A 17,077-nucleotide genomic window follows, 5' to 3' on the forward strand; every position below is an offset into this window, starting at 1 on the left:
GCGCACCGAAGACGACCACCCCGACAAGTATCCGGTGTGTGCGTGTCAGTTGCATCGCGGCCACCCGCGAACCCCTCCCTGCTCGGTGTGTTGCGAGCGATAGCCTGGCACACGTGTACGGGGGCGTGGGGGCCGGTACTGCATCCACAAGGGCGTCGCGGCGGGGCGAGGCGCGGGTTCGTTGCTCGGGATGTCACGGCAGGAGCCCGGCCGTCCGGGCGGCCGGGCTCCTGTCACTCTCGTGGGTGCGGGTAACTCCCGTGCGTGCGCGGCGAGTTCGACTGGCCTGCGCGTCGCGGCGGGCTACTCGCTCTTGGGCTTGGCGTCGGTCTTCGGCTTGGCGCCGGAGCCGTCCTCGGCCTTGTCCGAGTCGCCCTTCGGCTTGTCGGTCTTGTCGGAGCCGCCGGACGGCTTGCCCGAAGTGCCCGAGCCGCCCGCCTTGTTCGCCCCGACGACCGCCGCGACGGCCTCCTTGCCGGCCTTCTGCGTGTCCTTGGCCAGGTCGCCCGCGTCCGGCGACTTGTCGCCCGCGAGGCCCGCGCCGTTGTAGTCGACCGTGACGACGGCGTTCTCCACGCGAGTCACGAGCGTCTGCTGTTTGAAGGTGTCCTTGTCCTTCTTCACGTCATAGCTGACCAGCGTCGCCTGGTCGCCCACGCCCTGCACCGGCGTGGTCTTGACGTCCTTGGCGCCCTTGGCCGCCTGGGCGTCGGTGACCTGCTTGGTGAAGTTGGTCTGGGCCCGCTTGGCGCCGCTGCCGAGCGACTGGTCGGACTCGAAGCGGTTCAGCGACACGCGCAGCCAGCGGAACTGCGAACCGTCGACGCCGTTGTTGTCGAGGCTGTCCCAGGTGCAGTTGCCGCGCGTGGACACATCGTCCGATGTGCCCGCCTTGCCGGACTTGTTCTTGGCGGCCGGGACCAGGTCGCCCAGCGTCTTCTTGGAGAGCGTGTCGCAGGGCTCGGGGAGCTTGGCGAACGCGGCCTTCTCCACGGTCGCGGCCTGGTCGCCGGAGCCGCCGGCGCCGCCGGACGCGGACGCGGAGGGCTTGGCGCCGGAGTCCTTCTTGTCCCCGTCCGAACCACCGTCGTCGCTGCTGCAGGCGGAGGCGAAGAGGATCACCGGTACGGCGGCCGCGCCCACAAGAACGCGGGTGAGTCGCTGTCGCTGTCGCTGTGCGGGTCGGTGCATGGTTCCTTCACTCGTGTCGCTTGTTCGCTCGTTGGCGTCCGTGCCGTTCGATGGGTCCGTTGGGTCACGGTACGCGGTGCGCGACGCGGGTGACCCGGCTTCCGGGCAGCCGCTACGCGCTCCCGGCGGGGGTCAGTCGTCGAACCTGTCGGCGAGGCTCTCGGCCAGTTCGCGCGCGTTGTCCTGCATTTCCTTGGAGTCGGGGACCTCCGTGCGGCGGGCCGGCTGCTCGTCGTACTGGACCGTCACGATCACGTTCGACGTGCGGAACACCACAGTCACGGTGCGCTGGCGGGTGGCCGACGCGGCGGTGGTGAGCACGTCGTCGAGGAATGCCTGGTCGCCCAGGTCGTCCAGGGTGCGCGGTTCGTAGCCGGGGGGCGTCGCCTCGCCCGGCGTGGCCGTGCCGTCGTCCTCCGGGCTGCCGCTGCCGGGCTCCTCGTCGCCCTCGGCCGCGGCGGCGCCGTCGCCCTTCTTGGCGCTGACGGCGGAGGCGCGCTGGGCCTGGCGGGAGCGGGAGCTGTCGGCGCCGCTCGCGTCGTCGCTGCCGTCGGCGTCGTCGGAGCTGCCCGAGTTGCCGGAGCTGCCGGGACTCTTCGAATCGCCGGGCGTCTCCGACCCCCCGGACTCCTCCGGCTCACCCGACTCGTCCGGCCCATCCGTCCCATCGGTCTCATCGGACTCGTCCGACGAGGACGGCTCCGGAATGCCCGCGTCGCGGAGCTTCGTCCGATAGATCCCCTGTGACCGGTCCTCGTCGCTGACCGTCCCGTCGTACGACACCACGCGCTCGAAGTCGACGAGGAGATGGTGCGTGGCGTCCGGCGCCTCGACCTTCCAGCGGCAGCCCACACGCCGGTCGGTGTCGTACGTGGCCGTCGCGGTGCCCTCGTACGCCTTCTCGCGCTGCTCGGCGTTCTCGATGCCCTCGATGCCGGGCAGCATCGAGTCGAGCGTCGACTGGTCGACCGCGCCGCAGGGCTCGGGCAGGGTGCGGTACCTGCCGGGCTCGGCGGCCGCCGTGGAGCTTCCGGATTCGCCGGACTTGCCGTCGTCGCCGTTCTCGGTCCCCGAGCTGCCGGTGCAGCCGGCGAGCAGCGCCACGAGGAGCGCGGCGACGCCCGGTACGTAGACCCTCCGCTGCACCGTGCTGGCTCCTCTCCACGTGGACGGTTCCGGCCCGCCGGCCCGGGGGCCGGTTCGCCGGGCCGTCCGGCCTGGTTATTCGGTTGCCGCCGGCGGACGGCCGGTGGACACAATGTGTATCGCACGCGCCGCTGTGGATGCCGGTCCGTTATCCCATACGTCGACCTTGGCACCAGTAATTGCGCTTCAAGTCTTTTGTTGTTGTACGGGGGAATGAGGAAGCTATGTCGTACGTCGAGATACCGGGCGCGAACGTGCCCATCAGGATGTGGGCGGACCCCAAGACGCTCGAGGGCGCCGCGATGCAGCAGCTGCGGAACGTCGCCACGCTCCCGTGGATCAAGGGCCTGGCCGTCATGCCGGACGTCCACTACGGCAAGGGCGCGACCGTCGGCTCGGTCATCGCCATGCACGGCGCGGTGTGCCCGGCGGCGGTCGGGGTGGACATCGGGTGCGGGATGTCGGCGGTGAAGACGTCGTTGACGGCCGGTGATCTCCCGGACGACCTGTCGCGGCTGCGCTCGAAGATCGAGCAGGCGATTCCGGTGGGGCGTGGGATGCACGATGACCCCGTCGAGCCGGGGCGCTTCCACGGGGTGGCCACGGGGGGCTGGGACGACTTCTGGGGGCGGTTCGAGGGGGTGGCGGAGGCGGTCAAGTTCCGTGAGGAGCGGGCCGTGAAGCAGATGGGAACGCTCGGATCCGGAAACCATTTTATTGAACTTTGCACTAGTTCGGATGGTGCGGTCTGGCTCATGCTGCACTCCGGCTCCCGGAACATCGGCAAGGAGCTGGCCGACCACCACATCGGCGTGGCCCGCGAACTGCCGCACAACCAGGGCCTGGTGGACCGCGACCTGGCGGTGTTCATCGCGGACACCCCGCAGATGGCGGCGTACCGGAACGATCTGTACTGGGCGCAGGAGTACGCGAAGTACAACCGCGCGCTCATGATGGCGCTCTTCAAGGACGTGATCCGCAAGGAGTTCAAGAAGGCCGCGCCGAGCTTCGAGCAGGAGATCTCCTGCCACCACAACTACGTGGCGGAGGAGCGGTACGACGGCATGGACCTGCTGGTGACCCGCAAGGGCGCGATCCGCGCGGGCTCCGGGGACTACGGCATCATCCCGGGCTCGATGGGCACCGGCTCGTACATCGTGAAGGGCCTCGGCAACGAGGCGTCCTTCAACTCCGCCTCGCACGGAGCGGGCCGCAAGATGAGCCGCAACGCCGCGAAGAAGCGGTTCTCCACGCAGGACCTGGAGGAGCAGACGCGGGGCGTGGAGTGCCGCAAGGACTCCGGCGTCGTGGACGAGATCCCGGGCGCCTACAAGTCCATCGACAAGGTCATCGACCAGCAGACGGATCTGGTCCAGGTGGTGGCGAAGCTCAAGCAGGTGGTGTGCGTGAAGGGCTGACCGGCCCGGCGCCCGGTCCGGTTCCGGCCGGGCCGGGCGGCCTCCGGTCCGGTCCTTCGGGCCTACTTGGCGTGCATCACCGCGTAGATCATCACGAACGCCACGATGTGGATGCCGAAGAGGAAGTACGCGAGGTACCACCACACCATGCGTTCGTTCTTCTTCTCCTGGGCCAGGCGGCGGGACTCCTGTTCGAAGCGGAGTCGGTCCAGGGGGTCGGGGGAGTCGGGCGAGCCGCCGGGGGAACCGGGGTCGTCGGCGGCGTACGTCATCACTGCTCCCGGTGGACCTTGGTGTTGGATGCCTGGGCCCGGGGGCGGACCACGAGGAGGTCGATGTTCACGTGGGGCGGGCGGGTCACCGCCCAGGTGATCGTGTCCGCGACATCGTCCGCCGTCAGCGGCTCGGCCACGCCCGCGTAGACCTTGGCGGCCTTCTCCTCGTCGCCGCCGAAGCGGGTCAGCGCGAAGCCCTCCGTCTTGACCATGCCGGGGGCCACCTCGATCACGCGGACCGGGGTGCCGACGATCTCCAGGCGCAGGGTCTCGGCGAGGACGTGCTCGGCGTGCTTGGCGGCGACGTAGCCCGCGCCGCCCTCGTACGTGCCGTGGCCCGCGGTGGAGGACACGACCACCACCGTGCCGTCGCCGCTCGCCGTGAGAGCGGGGAGCAGGGCCTGGGTGACGTTCAGGGTGCCGATGACGTTCGTCTCGTACATCTGGCGCCAGTCCTCCGGGGAGCCCGTCGCCACCGGGTCGGCGCCGAGTGCGCCGCCCGCGTTGTTGACGAGGACTGCGATCTTGCGGAAGGCCGTGGCGAAGGCGTCGACCGCGGCGCGGTCGGTGACGTCGAGCGCGTACGCCGTCGCGTCGTGCCCCGCCGCTGTCAGCTCCGCGGCCAGCGCCTCGATGCGGTCCTTGCGGCGGGCCGTCAGCACGACCCGGTGGCCGGCCGCCGCGAGGCCGCGTGCGGTCGCCGCGCCGATGCCGCCACTGGCGCCGGTGACGATCGCGATACCGGGCTTGCGGGGCGTCGTTTCTGCGGCGGACATGCGGGCTCCCTCGGGGCGGCTGCGTGGTGTCGTCTATGTGGTGCGGTCAGCATAGGCGCGAGGTTCGCGGGGGTGGCGGGCGGACGCCTCGGCGCCCGGCCCTTCGTCCGCCCCGGACGGGCCCCGCTCCGGCCCCGCTCCGGCCCTCAGTCCCCGCGCGGCGCGTACATGATCACGGCCATGCCCACCAGGCAGATCAGCGCCCCGGCCACGTCCCAGCGGTCGGGGCGGTAGCCGTCCGCGACCGCGCCCCAGGCGATCGACCCCGCCACGAAGACGCCCCCGTACGCGGCCAGGATCCGGCCGAAGTCGGCGTCGGGCTGGAGCGTCGCGACGAAGCCGTAGGCCCCCAGGGCGATGACTCCGGCGCCGATCCACACCCAGCCCCGGTGCTCCCGCACCCCCTGCCAGACCAGCCAGGCGCCGCCGATCTCGAACAGCGCGGCGACGACGAACAGGGCGGCGGAGCGGGCGACGAGCATGGTCAACAGGGTGGCATGCGGGGGTTTGGGGGGTCCGGAGGGGCGGAGGGTGGCATGGATGAGGTGCGTTTCGTTCTGCCCGGATCGTTTGCGGTCGTCCTGCGGTCGTCGTGGAGGTTGTCGTGCGGGTGCTCTGTGTGGGGGCCGTCGTGCTGGGCGCGGTGCTGTGGGGGAGCGGGGGCGCGGTGGCCGGGCGAGGGGCGGCGCCGGAGGCGGACGTCGCGTACCACGGGCAGGTGGCCATGACCCGGGGGCTCGCGGCGATCTCGCTGACGCCGGAGAACCACGGGGCGGACGACGTGCCGGGCGCGACGGTCCGGCTCCTGTGGTCGGTGCCGCTGGAGGACGCGACGCGGCTGCCGGACTCCTGCGTGCGGTCCGGCGGGCGCGGTGTGCTGTGCCGCACGGGGGCGCTGCCGGCGGGGGGCCGGGGGGAGCGGCTCGACCTCGCGGTCCGGCTGCGGGGGGAGCCGCGCGAGGTGACGGTGACCGTGGGCACCGTATGGAACGGCGGCGCGGTCGACCGCAACCCGCGGAACAACGAGCACGCGGTGCTGGTGCTCGACACCGGGGACTCGTACTACTTCTGACTGCGGCTGGCTGCGTCTGGCCGCGTCCGACTTCGGCCGGCTACGTCTGTACGCCCGGCTACGTCTGTACGCCCGACTGCGTCTGGTCCGCCGTCAGGTCGAGGCGCCAGTCGTTGCACCGCATCCAGTGCCCCTTCGGATACTCCATGTCCTCCGCGCCGAGGAGCGTGAAGCCCGCCTTGCGGCACACGCCGTTGGAGGCGGCGTTGGCCACGGAGGGGCACGCGTGCAGGTGGCGGTGGAGGCCGGCCGCGCGGGCCTCGGCCACCACCAGGCGGACCGCCGATGCCGCGATGCCGCGGCCCTGGCACTCCGGCAGGACCCCCCATCCGGCCTCCCAGACGTCCGCGCCGTGGTGGGTGGTCTCCCAGAAGCCGACGATGCCCGCCGTCTCGCCCCCGGGGTCCGTCACGATCCGGAACATCCGGCCCCGGCGGCCGTCGAGGCCCAGATAGCGCTGGTGCCGGTCCACCAGCTTCTCGTGGGTCTCGGGGCCGCCCAAGTGGGCCGTCATCTCCGGTGAGTTGTGCCGCACGAGCAGCTCGAAGTCGCCCTCCGACCAGGGCACGAGCCGGGCGCCTGCCGTCTCTGCCCGTTCCCTTGCTCTCTCCATGTCCTCACGGTAGGCGGAGGGTCTGACAATCCCCGGGGACCGGGACCCGGGGCCCGGGACCCGCTCACCCCGCCCGCAGCGCCTCCACCGCGATCCGCGCCGCCGTCCCGATCACGGCGTCCGCCGGCGGCAGGGTGGCCGCCGTGCGGGCGGCGCGGGTGAAGACGGCGACGGCGTAGCGGCCGCCGTCGGGGTACTCGACGACGCCCACCTCGTTGCGCAGCGTCGGCAGGCTGCCGGTCTTGCCCGCGACGTGGACGTCGTCGAAGGGGAAGCCCGCGGCGAGCCGGTGCGGCCAGACCTGGAGGCCGAGGACGCGGCGCATGGCGGCGCCGTGTTCGGGGGTGCACGCCTCGTCCCGCCACAGGGCGCCGAGCAGGCGGGTCATGTCGCGCGGGGTGCTGTGGTTGGTGCGGGCCGGGTCGAGGGCGCGCAGCCGGGCGATGACGTACGGGTCGGTCAGCGCCTGCGCCCCGCCGGGGCCCGCGTCCTCGCGCATGGACGCGAACATCTCGCTGAAGGTGTGCAGGGCCCGGGTGCGGGTGAGGCCGAGACGGGCGGTGGTCGCGTTCACGGCGTCCAGGCCGACGCGGCGCAGCAGGAGTTCGGCGGCGGTGTTGTCGCTGACGGCCATCATCAGGTACGCGGCGTCGCGCAGGGAGACGCGGACCGGGTCGAGCATGGCGGCGAGCCCGGTGGGGCCCGAAGTGCGGCCGTCCACGGGGCACTCGACCTGCTCGGTGAGGTCCAGGCGGCCCGCCGCCGCGTGCTCGTACAGCGTGACGAGTACGCACAGCTTGTGGACGCTCGCGGTGACGACGGGCTGGTCCGCGCCCGCGGAGATCTCCGCGCCGGAGTCGATGTCGAGAGCGTGCAGCCGGCCCGTGACGCCGGCCTCGGCGAACGTCTCCTGGAGACGGATGACGGTGTTGCTCGGGGCTTTGGTCACAGCCAGTACTCCGCGGTCGGGCGCAGGTGGAGCGGGCGCGGGGGTGCGTCGGCGGTCGCGGCGGCGGTGCCGCGCAGGGCGTCGGTGACCGCCTGAGCGAACGTCGCCACGGCGGCGTCCCCGCGCCCCTTCGGCCAGGCCACCGAGTGCCGCCAGGCCAGCGGGGCGCCCGCGAGGGGCCGCCAGACGATGTCGGGGTCCTCGCCCGCCGCGTGCGCGGGGTGCGCGTCCTTGGGGCTGAACGCGACGGCGCGCGAGGACAGGAGCAGGCCGCGGACGAAGCTGGCGCCCTGGCCGTGCCGGACGGCGGTGGGGGTGTAGCCGTCGCGGGCGCAGGTGGTCAGGAGGTCGTCGTGCAGGGCGGGCGCGCCGCTGCGGTGGAAGAGCACCAGGTCGTAGCCGTTGAGCGCGGTGAGCGGGACCTCGTCGAGGTCGGCCGCGGGGGCGCCGCGCGGCAGCAGCACGCCGACCTCGCGGCGCAGCACGGGCCCGAGTTCGAGTCCGGCGACGTCGCAGGGGTGGTGGATGAGGCCGACGTCCAGGTCGTGCGCGGCGAGCTGGTCGAGCTGCTGGGCGGTGGTGAGCTCGCGCAGCTCCAGCTCGACGCCCGCGTGCCGCTGCCGGAAGCCGGCGAGGAGCGCGGCGACGGTCTCGCCCGCGATGTCCGGCGGGAGCGCGGCGCGCAGCAGGCCGCTCTCGCCGTCCCGGATGCGGCGGGCGGTGGCGAGCAGCGCCTCGGACCGGGTGAGCAGCTCGCGGGCGTCGTCAGCTCGCGGGCGTCGTCGAGCAGCAGCGTCCCGGCCTTGGTGATGGTCACCTGGCGGCTGGTGCGTTCGAAGAGGCGCACGCCGAGGTGGCGTTCCAGGCGCTGGATGCGCTGGGACAGGGGTGGCTGGGCCATGCCGAGGCGCTCCGCGGCCCGGCCGAAATGTGACTCTTCTGCAACAGCCACAAAGCACTCCAGGTGCCGCATCAGGTCCACAAGCAGCGACGATATCGCGGATTAATGGATACGTAAGTGATATCGAACTTGGACATAGCGCCCGGGACGAGGTTCTCTCGGGGCATGACCTTGCTCTCTTCGGTACGCCGTCGAAGTGCCCGGCGCGGCTGGCCCGGTGTCCTGGTGGTGGGCCTCGCCCTGGCCACGGGCTGCACGACCGCGCCCGAGCCCGGCTCCTCGGCCTCCTCGAAGTCCGCGTCCGATGGGGCCGCGAAGTCCGCGTCCGATGGGGCCGCGTCCGCCGCCGACACCCGTGAGCGCCTGCGCGTGGACGGCACCGACCGCGCCTACCTGCTGCACGAGCCCACCGCCCCCGGCGCGGGCCCCCGCCCGCTCGTCGTCGCCTTCCACGGGCGCGGCGCCGACCCGGCGGAGATGCGCGAGCTGACCGGCCTGAACAGGGCGGCCAAGGCGCGCGGCATGCTCGTCGCCTACCCGGAGGCCCTGCGCAAGGCGTGGGGCGCGGGCGCCGCGCCGACGCGGCAGCGGCCCGACCCCGAGGCCGACGTGCGGTTCACCGAGGCGCTGGTCGACAAGCTGGTCCGGACGCGGCGGGCCGATCCCCGGCGGGTGTACGTGGTGGGGTTCTCCAACGGCGGGTCGATGGCGCTGCGGGTGGCGGCCGAGCGGCCGAAGCTGGTGGCGGGCGCGGTGTCGGTCGCGGGTCAACTGCCCACCGGGCGGGCGACGGTGCGGCCGTCGGGGCCGGTGCCGGTGATGATCGTCTACGGCGGCAAGGATCCCGTACGCCCCGTCACGGGCCTGGAACGCCCGGGCCCGGCCCCCAAGGGCCAGGAACCGATCATGGCGACCAGGTCGGCCCGCGCCAGCGCCCGGGCTTTCGCCACCGCGGGCCGTACGAAGGCCCCGGCCGAGCAGCCCCGCAAGGGCTACGACCGCACGCTCTGGCGCCCCGGCCCCGGAACCGTCCCCGTCGAACTTCTCGTCGTGCGCGACGCGGGCCACACCTGGCCCGGCACGCGCGTCACCCCGCCCAAGGGCTTCGGCCCCGCCAGCAAGGCCCTGGACACCACGGGCACGGTGCTCACCTTCCTCAAGGACCAGGCACCCCGGCCCGCAGCCGACGCAGCCAGAGCCCCGGAGCGTACCGACCGATGAACCCGGAGCGTACCGACCGATGAACAAGACAGTCCGCCGCGCCGCCGTCTTCTGCGGCCTGCTCGTGCTCGCCCTCCTCGTGCGCGCCACCTGGGTGCAGTTCGTACGGAGCGACACCCTCGCCGAGCACGACCAGAACCGGCGCGTGAAGATAGCGACCTTCGGCCAGCCGCGCGGCGACATCATCGTCGGCGGCAAGGCGATCACCGGCTCGGTGGCGACCCCGGGCTCGGACTTCAAGTACAAGCGGACCTACCGGAACGGGCCCATGTACGCGCCGGTCACCGGCTTCTTCTCGCAGGCGCAGGGACAGACGTTCCTGGAGGGCGTGCACGACGACCTGCTCAGCGGCAAGGACAGCCGGCTCCTCGGCTCGCCGGTGGACGCGCTGACCGGCGAGCGGCCCAAGGGCGGCGACGTGGTCACCACCATCGACCCGAAGGCGCAGCGGGCGGCCTACAAGGGCCTCACCGACCTGGACGCGAAGGGCGCGGTGGTCGCCCTCGACCCGCGCTCCGGCAAGATCCTGGCGATGGCGAGCACGCCTTCGTACGACCCGTCGGTGTTCGCCGGCATCTCCGGCAAGGACGGGAAGGCGTTCAAGGAACTGAACGCGCGGAAGGACAAGCCGCTGAACAACCGGGCGTTCCGCGAGGCGTACCCGCCGGGTTCGACCTTCAAGATCCTCACCGCGGCGGCCGCCCTGGAACACGGCACGGTCACCGACGTCGACGCCGCGTCCGGCGCCCGCTCGCCCTACCGGCTGCCGCAGAGCTCGACGGAGATCGGCAGCGTCGTGCCGGACGCGCAGTGCGACAAGGCGTCGATGAAGACCGCGATGCAGTGGTCGTGCAACAACGTCTTCCTGGACGCCGCGCTGAAGACCGGCAAGGACAGGATGCGGGAGACGGCGGAGCGGTTCGGCTTCAACAAGGAGCAGTTCATGCCCGTACGGACCGCCGCGAGCGGCTACCCGGAGAAGCTGGACAAGCCGCAGACCGCGCTGACCGGCATGGGCCAGGGCAGCGTGACCACCACGCCGCTGCAGATGGCCATGGTCACCGCCGGGCTCGCCAACGACGGCAAGGTGATGAAGCCGTACCTGGTCGAGGAGTTGCGCGGCGCGGATCTGTCGACGGTTCAGAAGAACGAGCCGGAGGAGCTGGAGCAGGCGGTCTCGCCGGACACGGCGCGCACGGTGCAGCAGATGATGGAGCACACGGTGACCGACGGCACCGGCGACAAGGTGGCGATCGACGGCGTCACGGTCGGCGGCAAGCCGGGCACCGCGCAGCACGGCGCGGACGTGCGCGACGAGCGGCCGTACGCGTGGTTCGTGTCCTACGCCAAGCAGAGTGACGGATCGTCACCCGTGGCGGTGGCCGTGCTCGTCGACCCCGAGGACATGGACATCTCGCGCTCGGAGATCGCGGGCGGCAAGCTGGGCGCGCCGATCGCCAAGGCGGTGATGGAGGCGGTCCTGAAGAAGTCCTGAATCCCTGATTCAGGCCCTGCCTGGTGTGGTGCTAGGGCCACACCAGGCAGTACGCCTGGTGTCCCGCGTCGTGCAGGCGGTGGCTGAAGTCCTGCCACTCGTGCAGGAGTTGGTAGACGTTGAAGGCGTCCCGCGGGCCGCCGCGGTCGGGGACCGTGGACCAGATGAACGCCGCCGCGCCGACCGACTCCTCGCCGATGCCGCGCAGCGGGTCGACGACCGTCATGGGGAGCTTGACGACCGCGTAGTCGGGGTGGAGGACGACCAGTTCCAGCGGGGGGACCTTGTGCAGGGGTATGCCCTCGATGCCGGTGAGGACCATCGCGGCCATCGTCTCCGGCTTGATCTTGGTGAACATGCCGCCCATGCCCAGCTCGTCGCCGCCGAGCTCCTCGGGGCGCATCGAGATCGGGACGCGGGCCGCCGTCGCGCCGTCCGGGGCGCCGAAGTATTTGTAGGTCACCCCCACCCCGCCGCTCCTGTTTCCCGCACGGTCACGCTTCACCCTGTCCGGCGTCCGCTGCTCGGGGGCCAAGGCCGCCTCTGCCTCTCGCCGGTGCTTTCCCCGCCGGGCACGCCGGGGACCCAGGCCGTCGGTCCCCTCGCCCAGTCCGCCACCGCGCTGCATATCTCCACCCGACTGCTTTTCTAGGGCGCCCGGACCCTGCCGCGCAACCCGATCATCGTGTCAGTGACCTCCCCCACGGTCACCCGCCGAAACGTGGGGTGAAACACCAGTCCACAGGATTTCCGCACATCGGCCCCTGCCGGGGGCGGCAGCGCGGAAAGCCGCCACACAGGAGGCCCGGACACGATGTCCGGACCCTCTGACACCATGGTTCATGTGAGCTTCCCGTATAGCGCCCCAGTTTCGCAGACTCTTTTCGACCGTGCGGCGGCCGTGACGCCCGGCGGTGTGAACTCGCCCGTGCGCGCCTTCCGCGCGGTGGGTGGTACGCCCCGCTTCATGGTGTCCGGTACCGGTCCGTACCTGACGGACGCCGACGGCCGTGAGTACGTAGACCTCGTGTGTTCCTGGGGACCGATGATCCTCGGGCACTCCCACCCCGAGGTCATCGCCGCAGTCCAGGAGGCCGTCGCGCGCGGCACGTCGTTCGGTACGCCGGGCGAGGGCGAGGTGGCCCTCGCCGAGGAGATCGTCGCCCGGGTCGCCCCGGTCGAGCAGGTCCGGCTCGTGTCCAGCGGCACGGAGGCGACGATGTCCGCCATCCGGCTGGCCCGCGGGTTCACCGGCCGGGCCAAGGTCATCAAGTTCGCCGGGTGCTACCACGGGCACGTGGACGCCCTCCTCGCCGCGGCCGGGTCCGGCGTCGCGACCTTCGGGCTGCCCGACACGCCGGGTGTCACGGGCGCCCAGGCGGGCGACACCATCGTCCTTCCGTACAACGACCTGGAGGCCGTGCACGAGGCTTTCCACACGTATCCCGGCGAGATCGCCTGTGTGATCACGGAGGCGTCGCCCGGAAACATGGGCGTGGTGCCGCCGCGGCCCGGATTCAACGAGGGCCTGAAGTCCGCGTGCGCGAAGAACGGCGCGCTGTTCATCTCCGACGAGGTGATGACGGGATTCCGGACAAGTAAAGCCGGATGGTTCGGAGTTGACGGGGTGACACCCGACCTCATGACCTTCGGAAAGGTCATGGGCGGCGGATTCCCGGCCGCCGCATTCGGTGGCCGCGCCGATGTGATGGGGCATCTCGCGCCGGTGGGCCCGGTTTATCAGGCGGGCACCCTGTCCGGGAATCCCGTCGCCACGGCCGCCGGTCTCGCGCAGCTGCGACTGCTCGACGACGCGGCGTACGAGAAGGTGGACGCCGTCTCCGCCGAGCTGCGCGCGCTCGTGCGCGAGGCGCTGAACAAGGAAGGCGTCGCGCACCGGCTGCAGAACGCCTCCAATATGTTCTCCGTGTTCTTCGCCGACCGCGAGGTCCGCAATTACGAGGACGCGAAGGCGCAGGAGTCGTTCCGCTTCACCGCGTTCTTCCACTCGATGCTGTCGCAGGGCGTGTATCTGCCGCCGTCGGCCTTCGAGTCCTGGTTCGTTTCCACCGCCCACGACGAGCGCGCGGTCGAGCGTGTCGCCGCCGCCCTGCCGGCCGCCGCCCGCGCCGCCGCCGAAGCCACGAACGCCCCGGAGGCCACCGCATGACCGCGGCAAGAACGCCCGCTGACGGTTCCGACGGCGAGCTCACCGTCGTCCACCTGATGCGCCACGGCGAGGTGCACAACCCCGACGGGATCCTGTACGGCAGGCTCCCCGGCTACCACCTCTCCGACCTGGGGCGGCAGATGGCCGACCGCGTCGCCGACCACCTGTCCTCGCGGGACGTCACGCACGTCGTGGCCTCCCCCCTCGACCGGGCCCAGGAGACCGCCACCCCCATCGCCAAGGCGCACGGCCTGGACCTGGCCACCGATGCGCGCCTCATCGAGGCGGAGAACGTCTTCGAGGGCAAGACCTTCGGGGTCGGCGACGGCGCCCTGAAGAACCCGGAGAACTGGAAGCACCTGGTCAACCCGTTCCGGCCGTCCTGGGGCGAGTCGTATGTCGAGCAGGTCGTGCGGATGATGGGCGCGCTGGACGCCGCGCGGGACGCGGCGCGCGGTCATGAAGCCGTGTGTGTCAGCCACCAGCTGCCGATCTGGATCGTGCGGAGTTTTGTGGAGAAGCGGCGGCTCTGGCACGACCCGCGGAAGCGGCAGTGCACGCTTGCCTCTCTTACGTCGTTCACCTATCGCGGAGACAAGATCGTTTCTGTGGGGTACTCGGAGCCTGCTCGGGATCTTGTGCCGAAGCATCTCCTGGCAGGGGCCAAGCCGGTTAAGGGTAAGAGCAAGGCATTCGGCGCCTGACGCGTGACGCTTGCGCTGTGCGGTTGTGGGGAATCTGCGGGCCCGGCTGTGGCTGGGCGCGCAGTTCCCCGCGCCCCTTTGGGGCGCGTTTCCTGTGCGTCTGCTGTGTGCGGCGGGTAATTGCGCGCACACCCTATGACGCGGAATGTCTCCTCCCTGTAATAGATCCCATATAGGCGTGGCTGTCCGGAACCCGCGTGGTCGTCGCACCCTCTAAGGAGTCGTCCTTCCGCCCGGGGAGGACAGAGGCGCGACGAATGGGGTTGGAATGCGCGACGACAGCCGCACGGATATGGGCGGTGGAGCGCCCGCAGCCGGCCGGAACTCCCTGAGTCGCCGAGGTGCGATCGGCCTTGGAGTCGGTGCCGCGGCGGCCTTCGGCCTGACAGCCTGCGGCTCCGGTTCCGGTGATGCGGGATCGGGCGCGGACAAGGCGAAGGACGGAAACGGAAAGCCGGGCACGCCCAGCCGCCCGGCGAAGCCCATCGGCGACGGTTCCACGGCATTCACCGGCAAGCAGCCGAACCAGCCCGAGAAGCCGCGCCCCCTTGAGCCGGGCGAGACGCCGCCGCAGTTCGTCGTGTTCTCCTGGGACGGCGCGGGCGAAGTCGGCAACGGCCTCTTCCCGCGGTTCCTGAAGCTCGCGAAGGAACACGACGCGCGGATGACGTTCTTCCTCTCCGGGCTCTATCTGCTCCCCGAATCCAAGAAGCGGCTCTACCGGCCGCCGAACAACGGCGTCGGCGCCTCCGACATCGGTTATCTCACCGACGGTCACATAAAGGACACGCTGAAGTACGTGCGTCAGGCGTGGCTGGAGGGCCATGAGATAGGCACGCACTTCAACGGCCACTTCTGCGCCGGGACCGGCTCCGTCGCGAACTGGACGTCCGCGCAGTGGCAGTCCGAGATAGACCAGGCCAAGTCCTTCGTGACGAAGTGGCGTACGAACACCGGCTGGGACGACCTGCCGCCGCTGCCCTTCGACTACGAGAAGGAGCTCATCGGCGGCCGCACCCCCTGCCTGCTCGGCCAGGACAACCTGCTGCCGACCGCCAAGAAGCTGGGCTGGCGCTACGACGCCTCCTCGCCGGGCGGCCGCCAGAAGTGGCCCGACAAGAAGATGGGCGTCTGGGACCTGCCGCTGCAGGCCGTGCCCTTCCCCGGCCACTCCTTCGAGGTCCTCTCGATGGACTACAACATCCTGGCCAACCAGTCGAAGAACTCCACCAAGGCCCCGGCGCACAACTACCCGGGCTGGCGCAAGCAGGCCACCCAGGCATACCTCAAGGGCTTCGAGCGGGCCTACGGGTCCAACCGCGCGCCCTTCTTCATCGGCAACCACTTCGAGGAGTGGAACGGCGGCATCTACATGGACGCCGTAGAGGAGGCCATCAAGGGCATGGCCGGCAAGAAGGACGTACGCCTGGTCTCCTTCCGGCAGTTCGTGGACTGGCTCGACGTGCAGAAGCCCGAGGTCCTCGCCAAGCTGCGCGGCCTGGAGGTCGGACAGCAGCCGGCCGGCGGCTGGAAGAACTACCTCGCGGGCTCCTCGTCCGACAGCCGCACGGACGCCGAGAAGGACACGGGCAATGCGGCCTGACGCCGCGTCCGGACGGTGACCGAAACCCGCCGGGAATCCCCTCTGAAATGGGACTTTCCGTTACTGCGGGGGGCGTCGAAGATCCCCGAAACGGGCATGCGAAACTTTTCACATGAGTGCCGCCTGCCGCGCCCCCCGCAGCCCGAACCGCAGCCTCCTCCGAAGCGCCCGCAGCCGTCGCAGTCGCGCGACGCTGCTGGCGGCGGGCGCCGCGGCCGCCGCGCTGGCCCTGTCGGCGTGCAGCTCGGGTGGCACCTCCGGCGGCTCGGGGAAGACCAACTTCATCACCAGCAAGGACGGCATCTCCACCGCCAAGAAGGGTGACCGGCACGACGCGCCGGACATCGACGGCGAGACGCTCGACGGCAAGCAGCTGAGCATCGACGACTACAAGGGCAAGGTCGTCGTCCTGAACGTCTGGGGCTCCTGGTGCCCGCCCTGCCGGGCCGAGGCGCCGAACTTCGTGAAGGTCGCGGCCGACACCAAGGACGACGTGCAGTTCGTCGGCATCAACGCCCGCGACCCGGAGAAGGGCCCGGCGATCTCCTTCGAGAAGGACTACGAGGTCACCTACCCGAGCCTGTACGACCCGATGGGCAAGCTGATGCTGCGCTTCCCCAAGGGCACGCTGAACCCGCAGTTCATCCCGTCGACCATTGTCGTCGACCGGGACGGCAAGATCGCGGCGCGCTCCCAGCAGCCCCTCAACGAGGAGAAGCTGCGCAAGATGGTCGAGCCCCTGATCGCGGAGAAGTGAGCGCCTTGTCCGCCTCCCTCATGACCCTCGCCGCCCAGCCCGGCGAGATGAACCAGACGGTCTACAGCGGCACCCTCGCGCTCGCCCTGCCGATCGCGCTGCTCGGCGGCCTCATCTCGTTCTTCTCCCCGTGCGTGCTGCCGCTCGTGCCCGGCTACCTGAGCTACGTCACCGGCGTCAGCGGCACCGACCTCGCCGAGGCCCGGCGCGGCCGGATGGCGGCGGGCGCCGGGCTCTTCGTGCTCGGCTTCACCGCCGTCTTCGTCTCCACCGGCGCGCTCTTCGGCTACTTCGGGCAGAACCTCCAGGACTACCAGAGCGTCATCAACAGGGTGCTCGGCGTCCTGATGGTCGCCCTCGGCCTGTTCTTCATGGGCCTGATGCCGTGGCTGTCGCAGCGCGAGTTCCGCTTCCACAAGAAGCCCGCGACCGGGCTCGTCGGGGCGCCGCTGATCGGCGCGCTCTTCGCGGTCGGCTGGGCGCCGTGCGTGGGGCCGACGCTCGCGTCCGTCAACGCGCTGGCCATCGACCAGGCCACCGCCGGACGCGGGGCCATACTGAACGTCGCGTACTGTCTGGGACTCGGACTGCCGTTCATCTTCGCCGCGGTCGCCTTCCGCAAGGCGCTCGGCGCCTTCAGCTGGGTCAAGCGCCACTACGTCTGGGTGATGCGCGTCGGCGGCGTGATGATGATCGTCACCGGCCTGCTGATGCTGACCGGTGTGTGGGACGGCATCGTGCAGGAGATGCAAGTCTGGTCCAGGGGCTTCACGGTGGGGATCTGAT

General features: G+C 71.1%; 17 protein-coding genes and 1 pseudogene. 9 read left to right on the plus strand and 9 right to left on the minus strand.

Going from position 1 to position 17,077, the window contains the following annotated elements; translation table 11 throughout:
- Nucleotides 1–303: 303 nt before the first annotated feature.
- Both STRAU_RS10505 and STRAU_RS10510 read right to left on the minus strand, forming a co-directional pair.
- Nucleotides 304–1,191 carry a hypothetical protein gene (locus STRAU_RS10505; protein WP_037658570.1) on the minus strand — a complete coding sequence of 296 codons (888 nt, stop codon included), beginning with the start codon at nt 1,189–1,191 and terminating at the stop codon, nt 304–306.
- 132 nt (nt 1,192–1,323) lie between these two features.
- Nucleotides 1,324–2,337, minus strand: coding sequence for a hypothetical protein (locus STRAU_RS10510; RefSeq protein WP_016640263.1), 1,014 nt, complete (start codon nt 2,335–2,337; stop codon nt 1,324–1,326).
- A 224-nt stretch (nt 2,338–2,561) separates the two neighbouring features.
- Between STRAU_RS10510 and STRAU_RS10515 the strand changes: the two genes are divergently transcribed.
- Complete coding sequence (locus STRAU_RS10515; protein WP_016640264.1) at nt 2,562–3,755, plus strand: RtcB family protein; 1,194 nt, start codon at nt 2,562–2,564, stop codon at nt 3,753–3,755.
- 62 nt (nt 3,756–3,817) lie between these two features.
- Here the strand turns inward: STRAU_RS10515 and STRAU_RS10520 are convergent, their stop codons facing one another.
- From STRAU_RS10520 to STRAU_RS10530, 3 genes are all read right to left on the minus strand, one after another.
- Complete coding sequence (locus STRAU_RS10520; protein WP_037658572.1) at nt 3,818–4,027, minus strand: hypothetical protein; 210 nt, start codon at nt 4,025–4,027, stop codon at nt 3,818–3,820.
- Nucleotides 4,027–4,806, minus strand: a complete 780-nt coding sequence (locus STRAU_RS10525) for an SDR family NAD(P)-dependent oxidoreductase (protein WP_016640265.1) — start codon at nt 4,804–4,806, stop codon at nt 4,027–4,029. The genes STRAU_RS10520 and STRAU_RS10525 overlap by 1 nt, the downstream gene beginning before the upstream one ends.
- Before the next feature lie 146 nt (nt 4,807–4,952).
- Nucleotides 4,953–5,288, minus strand: coding sequence for a YnfA family protein (locus STRAU_RS10530; RefSeq protein WP_016640268.1), 336 nt, complete (start codon nt 5,286–5,288; stop codon nt 4,953–4,955).
- Nucleotides 5,289–5,410: 122 nt separating this feature from the next.
- On the opposite strand from STRAU_RS10530, the gene STRAU_RS10535 reads away from it, so the two are divergent.
- Nucleotides 5,411–5,878, plus strand: coding sequence for a hypothetical protein (locus STRAU_RS10535; RefSeq protein WP_016640267.1), 468 nt, complete (start codon nt 5,411–5,413; stop codon nt 5,876–5,878).
- Nucleotides 5,879–5,936: 58 nt separating this feature from the next.
- On the opposite strand, the gene STRAU_RS10540 is transcribed toward STRAU_RS10535, so the two are convergent.
- The 3 genes and pseudogenes from STRAU_RS10540 to STRAU_RS43545 form a co-directional block, all read right to left on the minus strand.
- On the minus strand, nt 5,937–6,491 hold the full coding sequence (locus tag STRAU_RS10540) for a GNAT family N-acetyltransferase (RefSeq protein ID WP_078621126.1): 555 nt from the start codon (nt 6,489–6,491) through the stop codon (nt 5,937–5,939).
- Between the two features lie 64 nt (nt 6,492–6,555).
- On the minus strand, nt 6,556–7,440 hold the full coding sequence (locus STRAU_RS10545) for a serine hydrolase (protein ID WP_016640270.1): 885 nt from the start codon (nt 7,438–7,440) through the stop codon (nt 6,556–6,558).
- Nucleotides 7,437–8,422: pseudogene (locus tag STRAU_RS43545) on the minus strand (LysR family transcriptional regulator). The gene STRAU_RS10545 and the pseudogene STRAU_RS43545 overlap by 4 nt, the downstream one beginning before the upstream one ends.
- A gap of 84 nt (nt 8,423–8,506) precedes the next feature.
- Between STRAU_RS43545 and STRAU_RS10555 the strand changes: the two are divergent.
- Together STRAU_RS10555 and STRAU_RS10560 are read left to right on the plus strand one after the other, a co-directional pair.
- Nucleotides 8,507–9,562, plus strand: a complete 1,056-nt coding sequence (locus STRAU_RS10555; RefSeq protein WP_016640272.1) for a CE1 family esterase — start codon at nt 8,507–8,509, stop codon at nt 9,560–9,562.
- A gap of 19 nt (nt 9,563–9,581) precedes the next feature.
- Nucleotides 9,582–11,057: a peptidoglycan D,D-transpeptidase FtsI family protein gene (locus STRAU_RS10560; protein WP_016640273.1), complete on the plus strand. Its 1,476-nt coding sequence runs from the start codon at nt 9,582–9,584 to the stop codon at nt 11,055–11,057.
- A 31-nt stretch (nt 11,058–11,088) separates the two neighbouring features.
- On the opposite strand, the gene STRAU_RS10565 is transcribed toward STRAU_RS10560, so the two are convergent.
- Nucleotides 11,089–11,526 (minus strand): hypothetical protein, encoded by a 438-nt coding sequence (locus tag STRAU_RS10565; protein ID WP_016640275.1) that lies wholly within the window; start codon nt 11,524–11,526, stop codon nt 11,089–11,091.
- 366 nt (nt 11,527–11,892) lie between these two features.
- Here STRAU_RS10565 and hemL point away from each other — a divergent pair, with 366 nt between their 5' ends.
- The 5 genes from hemL to STRAU_RS10590 all read left to right on the plus strand — a co-directional run bounded on the left by hemL (nt 11,893) and on the right by STRAU_RS10590 (nt 17,076).
- Nucleotides 11,893–13,227 (plus strand): glutamate-1-semialdehyde 2,1-aminomutase, encoded by a 1,335-nt coding sequence (gene hemL / locus STRAU_RS10570; RefSeq protein WP_037658574.1) that lies wholly within the window; start codon nt 11,893–11,895, stop codon nt 13,225–13,227.
- The gene (locus STRAU_RS10575; protein WP_016640277.1) at nt 13,224–13,931 is read left to right on the plus strand and encodes a histidine phosphatase family protein; all 708 of its coding nucleotides are present in this window, start codon (nt 13,224–13,226) and stop codon (nt 13,929–13,931) included. The genes hemL and STRAU_RS10575 overlap by 4 nt, the downstream gene beginning before the upstream one ends.
- 268 nt (nt 13,932–14,199) lie before the next feature.
- Entirely contained in the window at nt 14,200–15,534 is a 1,335-nt protein-coding gene (locus tag STRAU_RS10580; protein ID WP_016640278.1) for a polysaccharide deacetylase family protein, read from the plus strand.
- A gap of 112 nt (nt 15,535–15,646) precedes the next feature.
- Entirely contained in the window at nt 15,647–16,291 is a 645-nt protein-coding gene (locus STRAU_RS10585; RefSeq protein ID WP_016640279.1) for a TlpA family protein disulfide reductase, read from the plus strand.
- A 20-nt stretch (nt 16,292–16,311) separates the two neighbouring features.
- Entirely contained in the window at nt 16,312–17,076 is a 765-nt protein-coding gene (locus STRAU_RS10590) for a cytochrome c biogenesis CcdA family protein (protein ID WP_016640280.1), read from the plus strand.
- The last annotated feature ends 1 nt before the right edge of the window (nt 17,077 follow it).

Origin of the sequence: Streptomyces aurantiacus JA 4570, assembly GCF_000414115.1 — a bacterium.
Lineage (GTDB): Bacteria > Actinomycetota > Actinomycetes > Streptomycetales > Streptomycetaceae > Streptomyces > Streptomyces aurantiacus_A.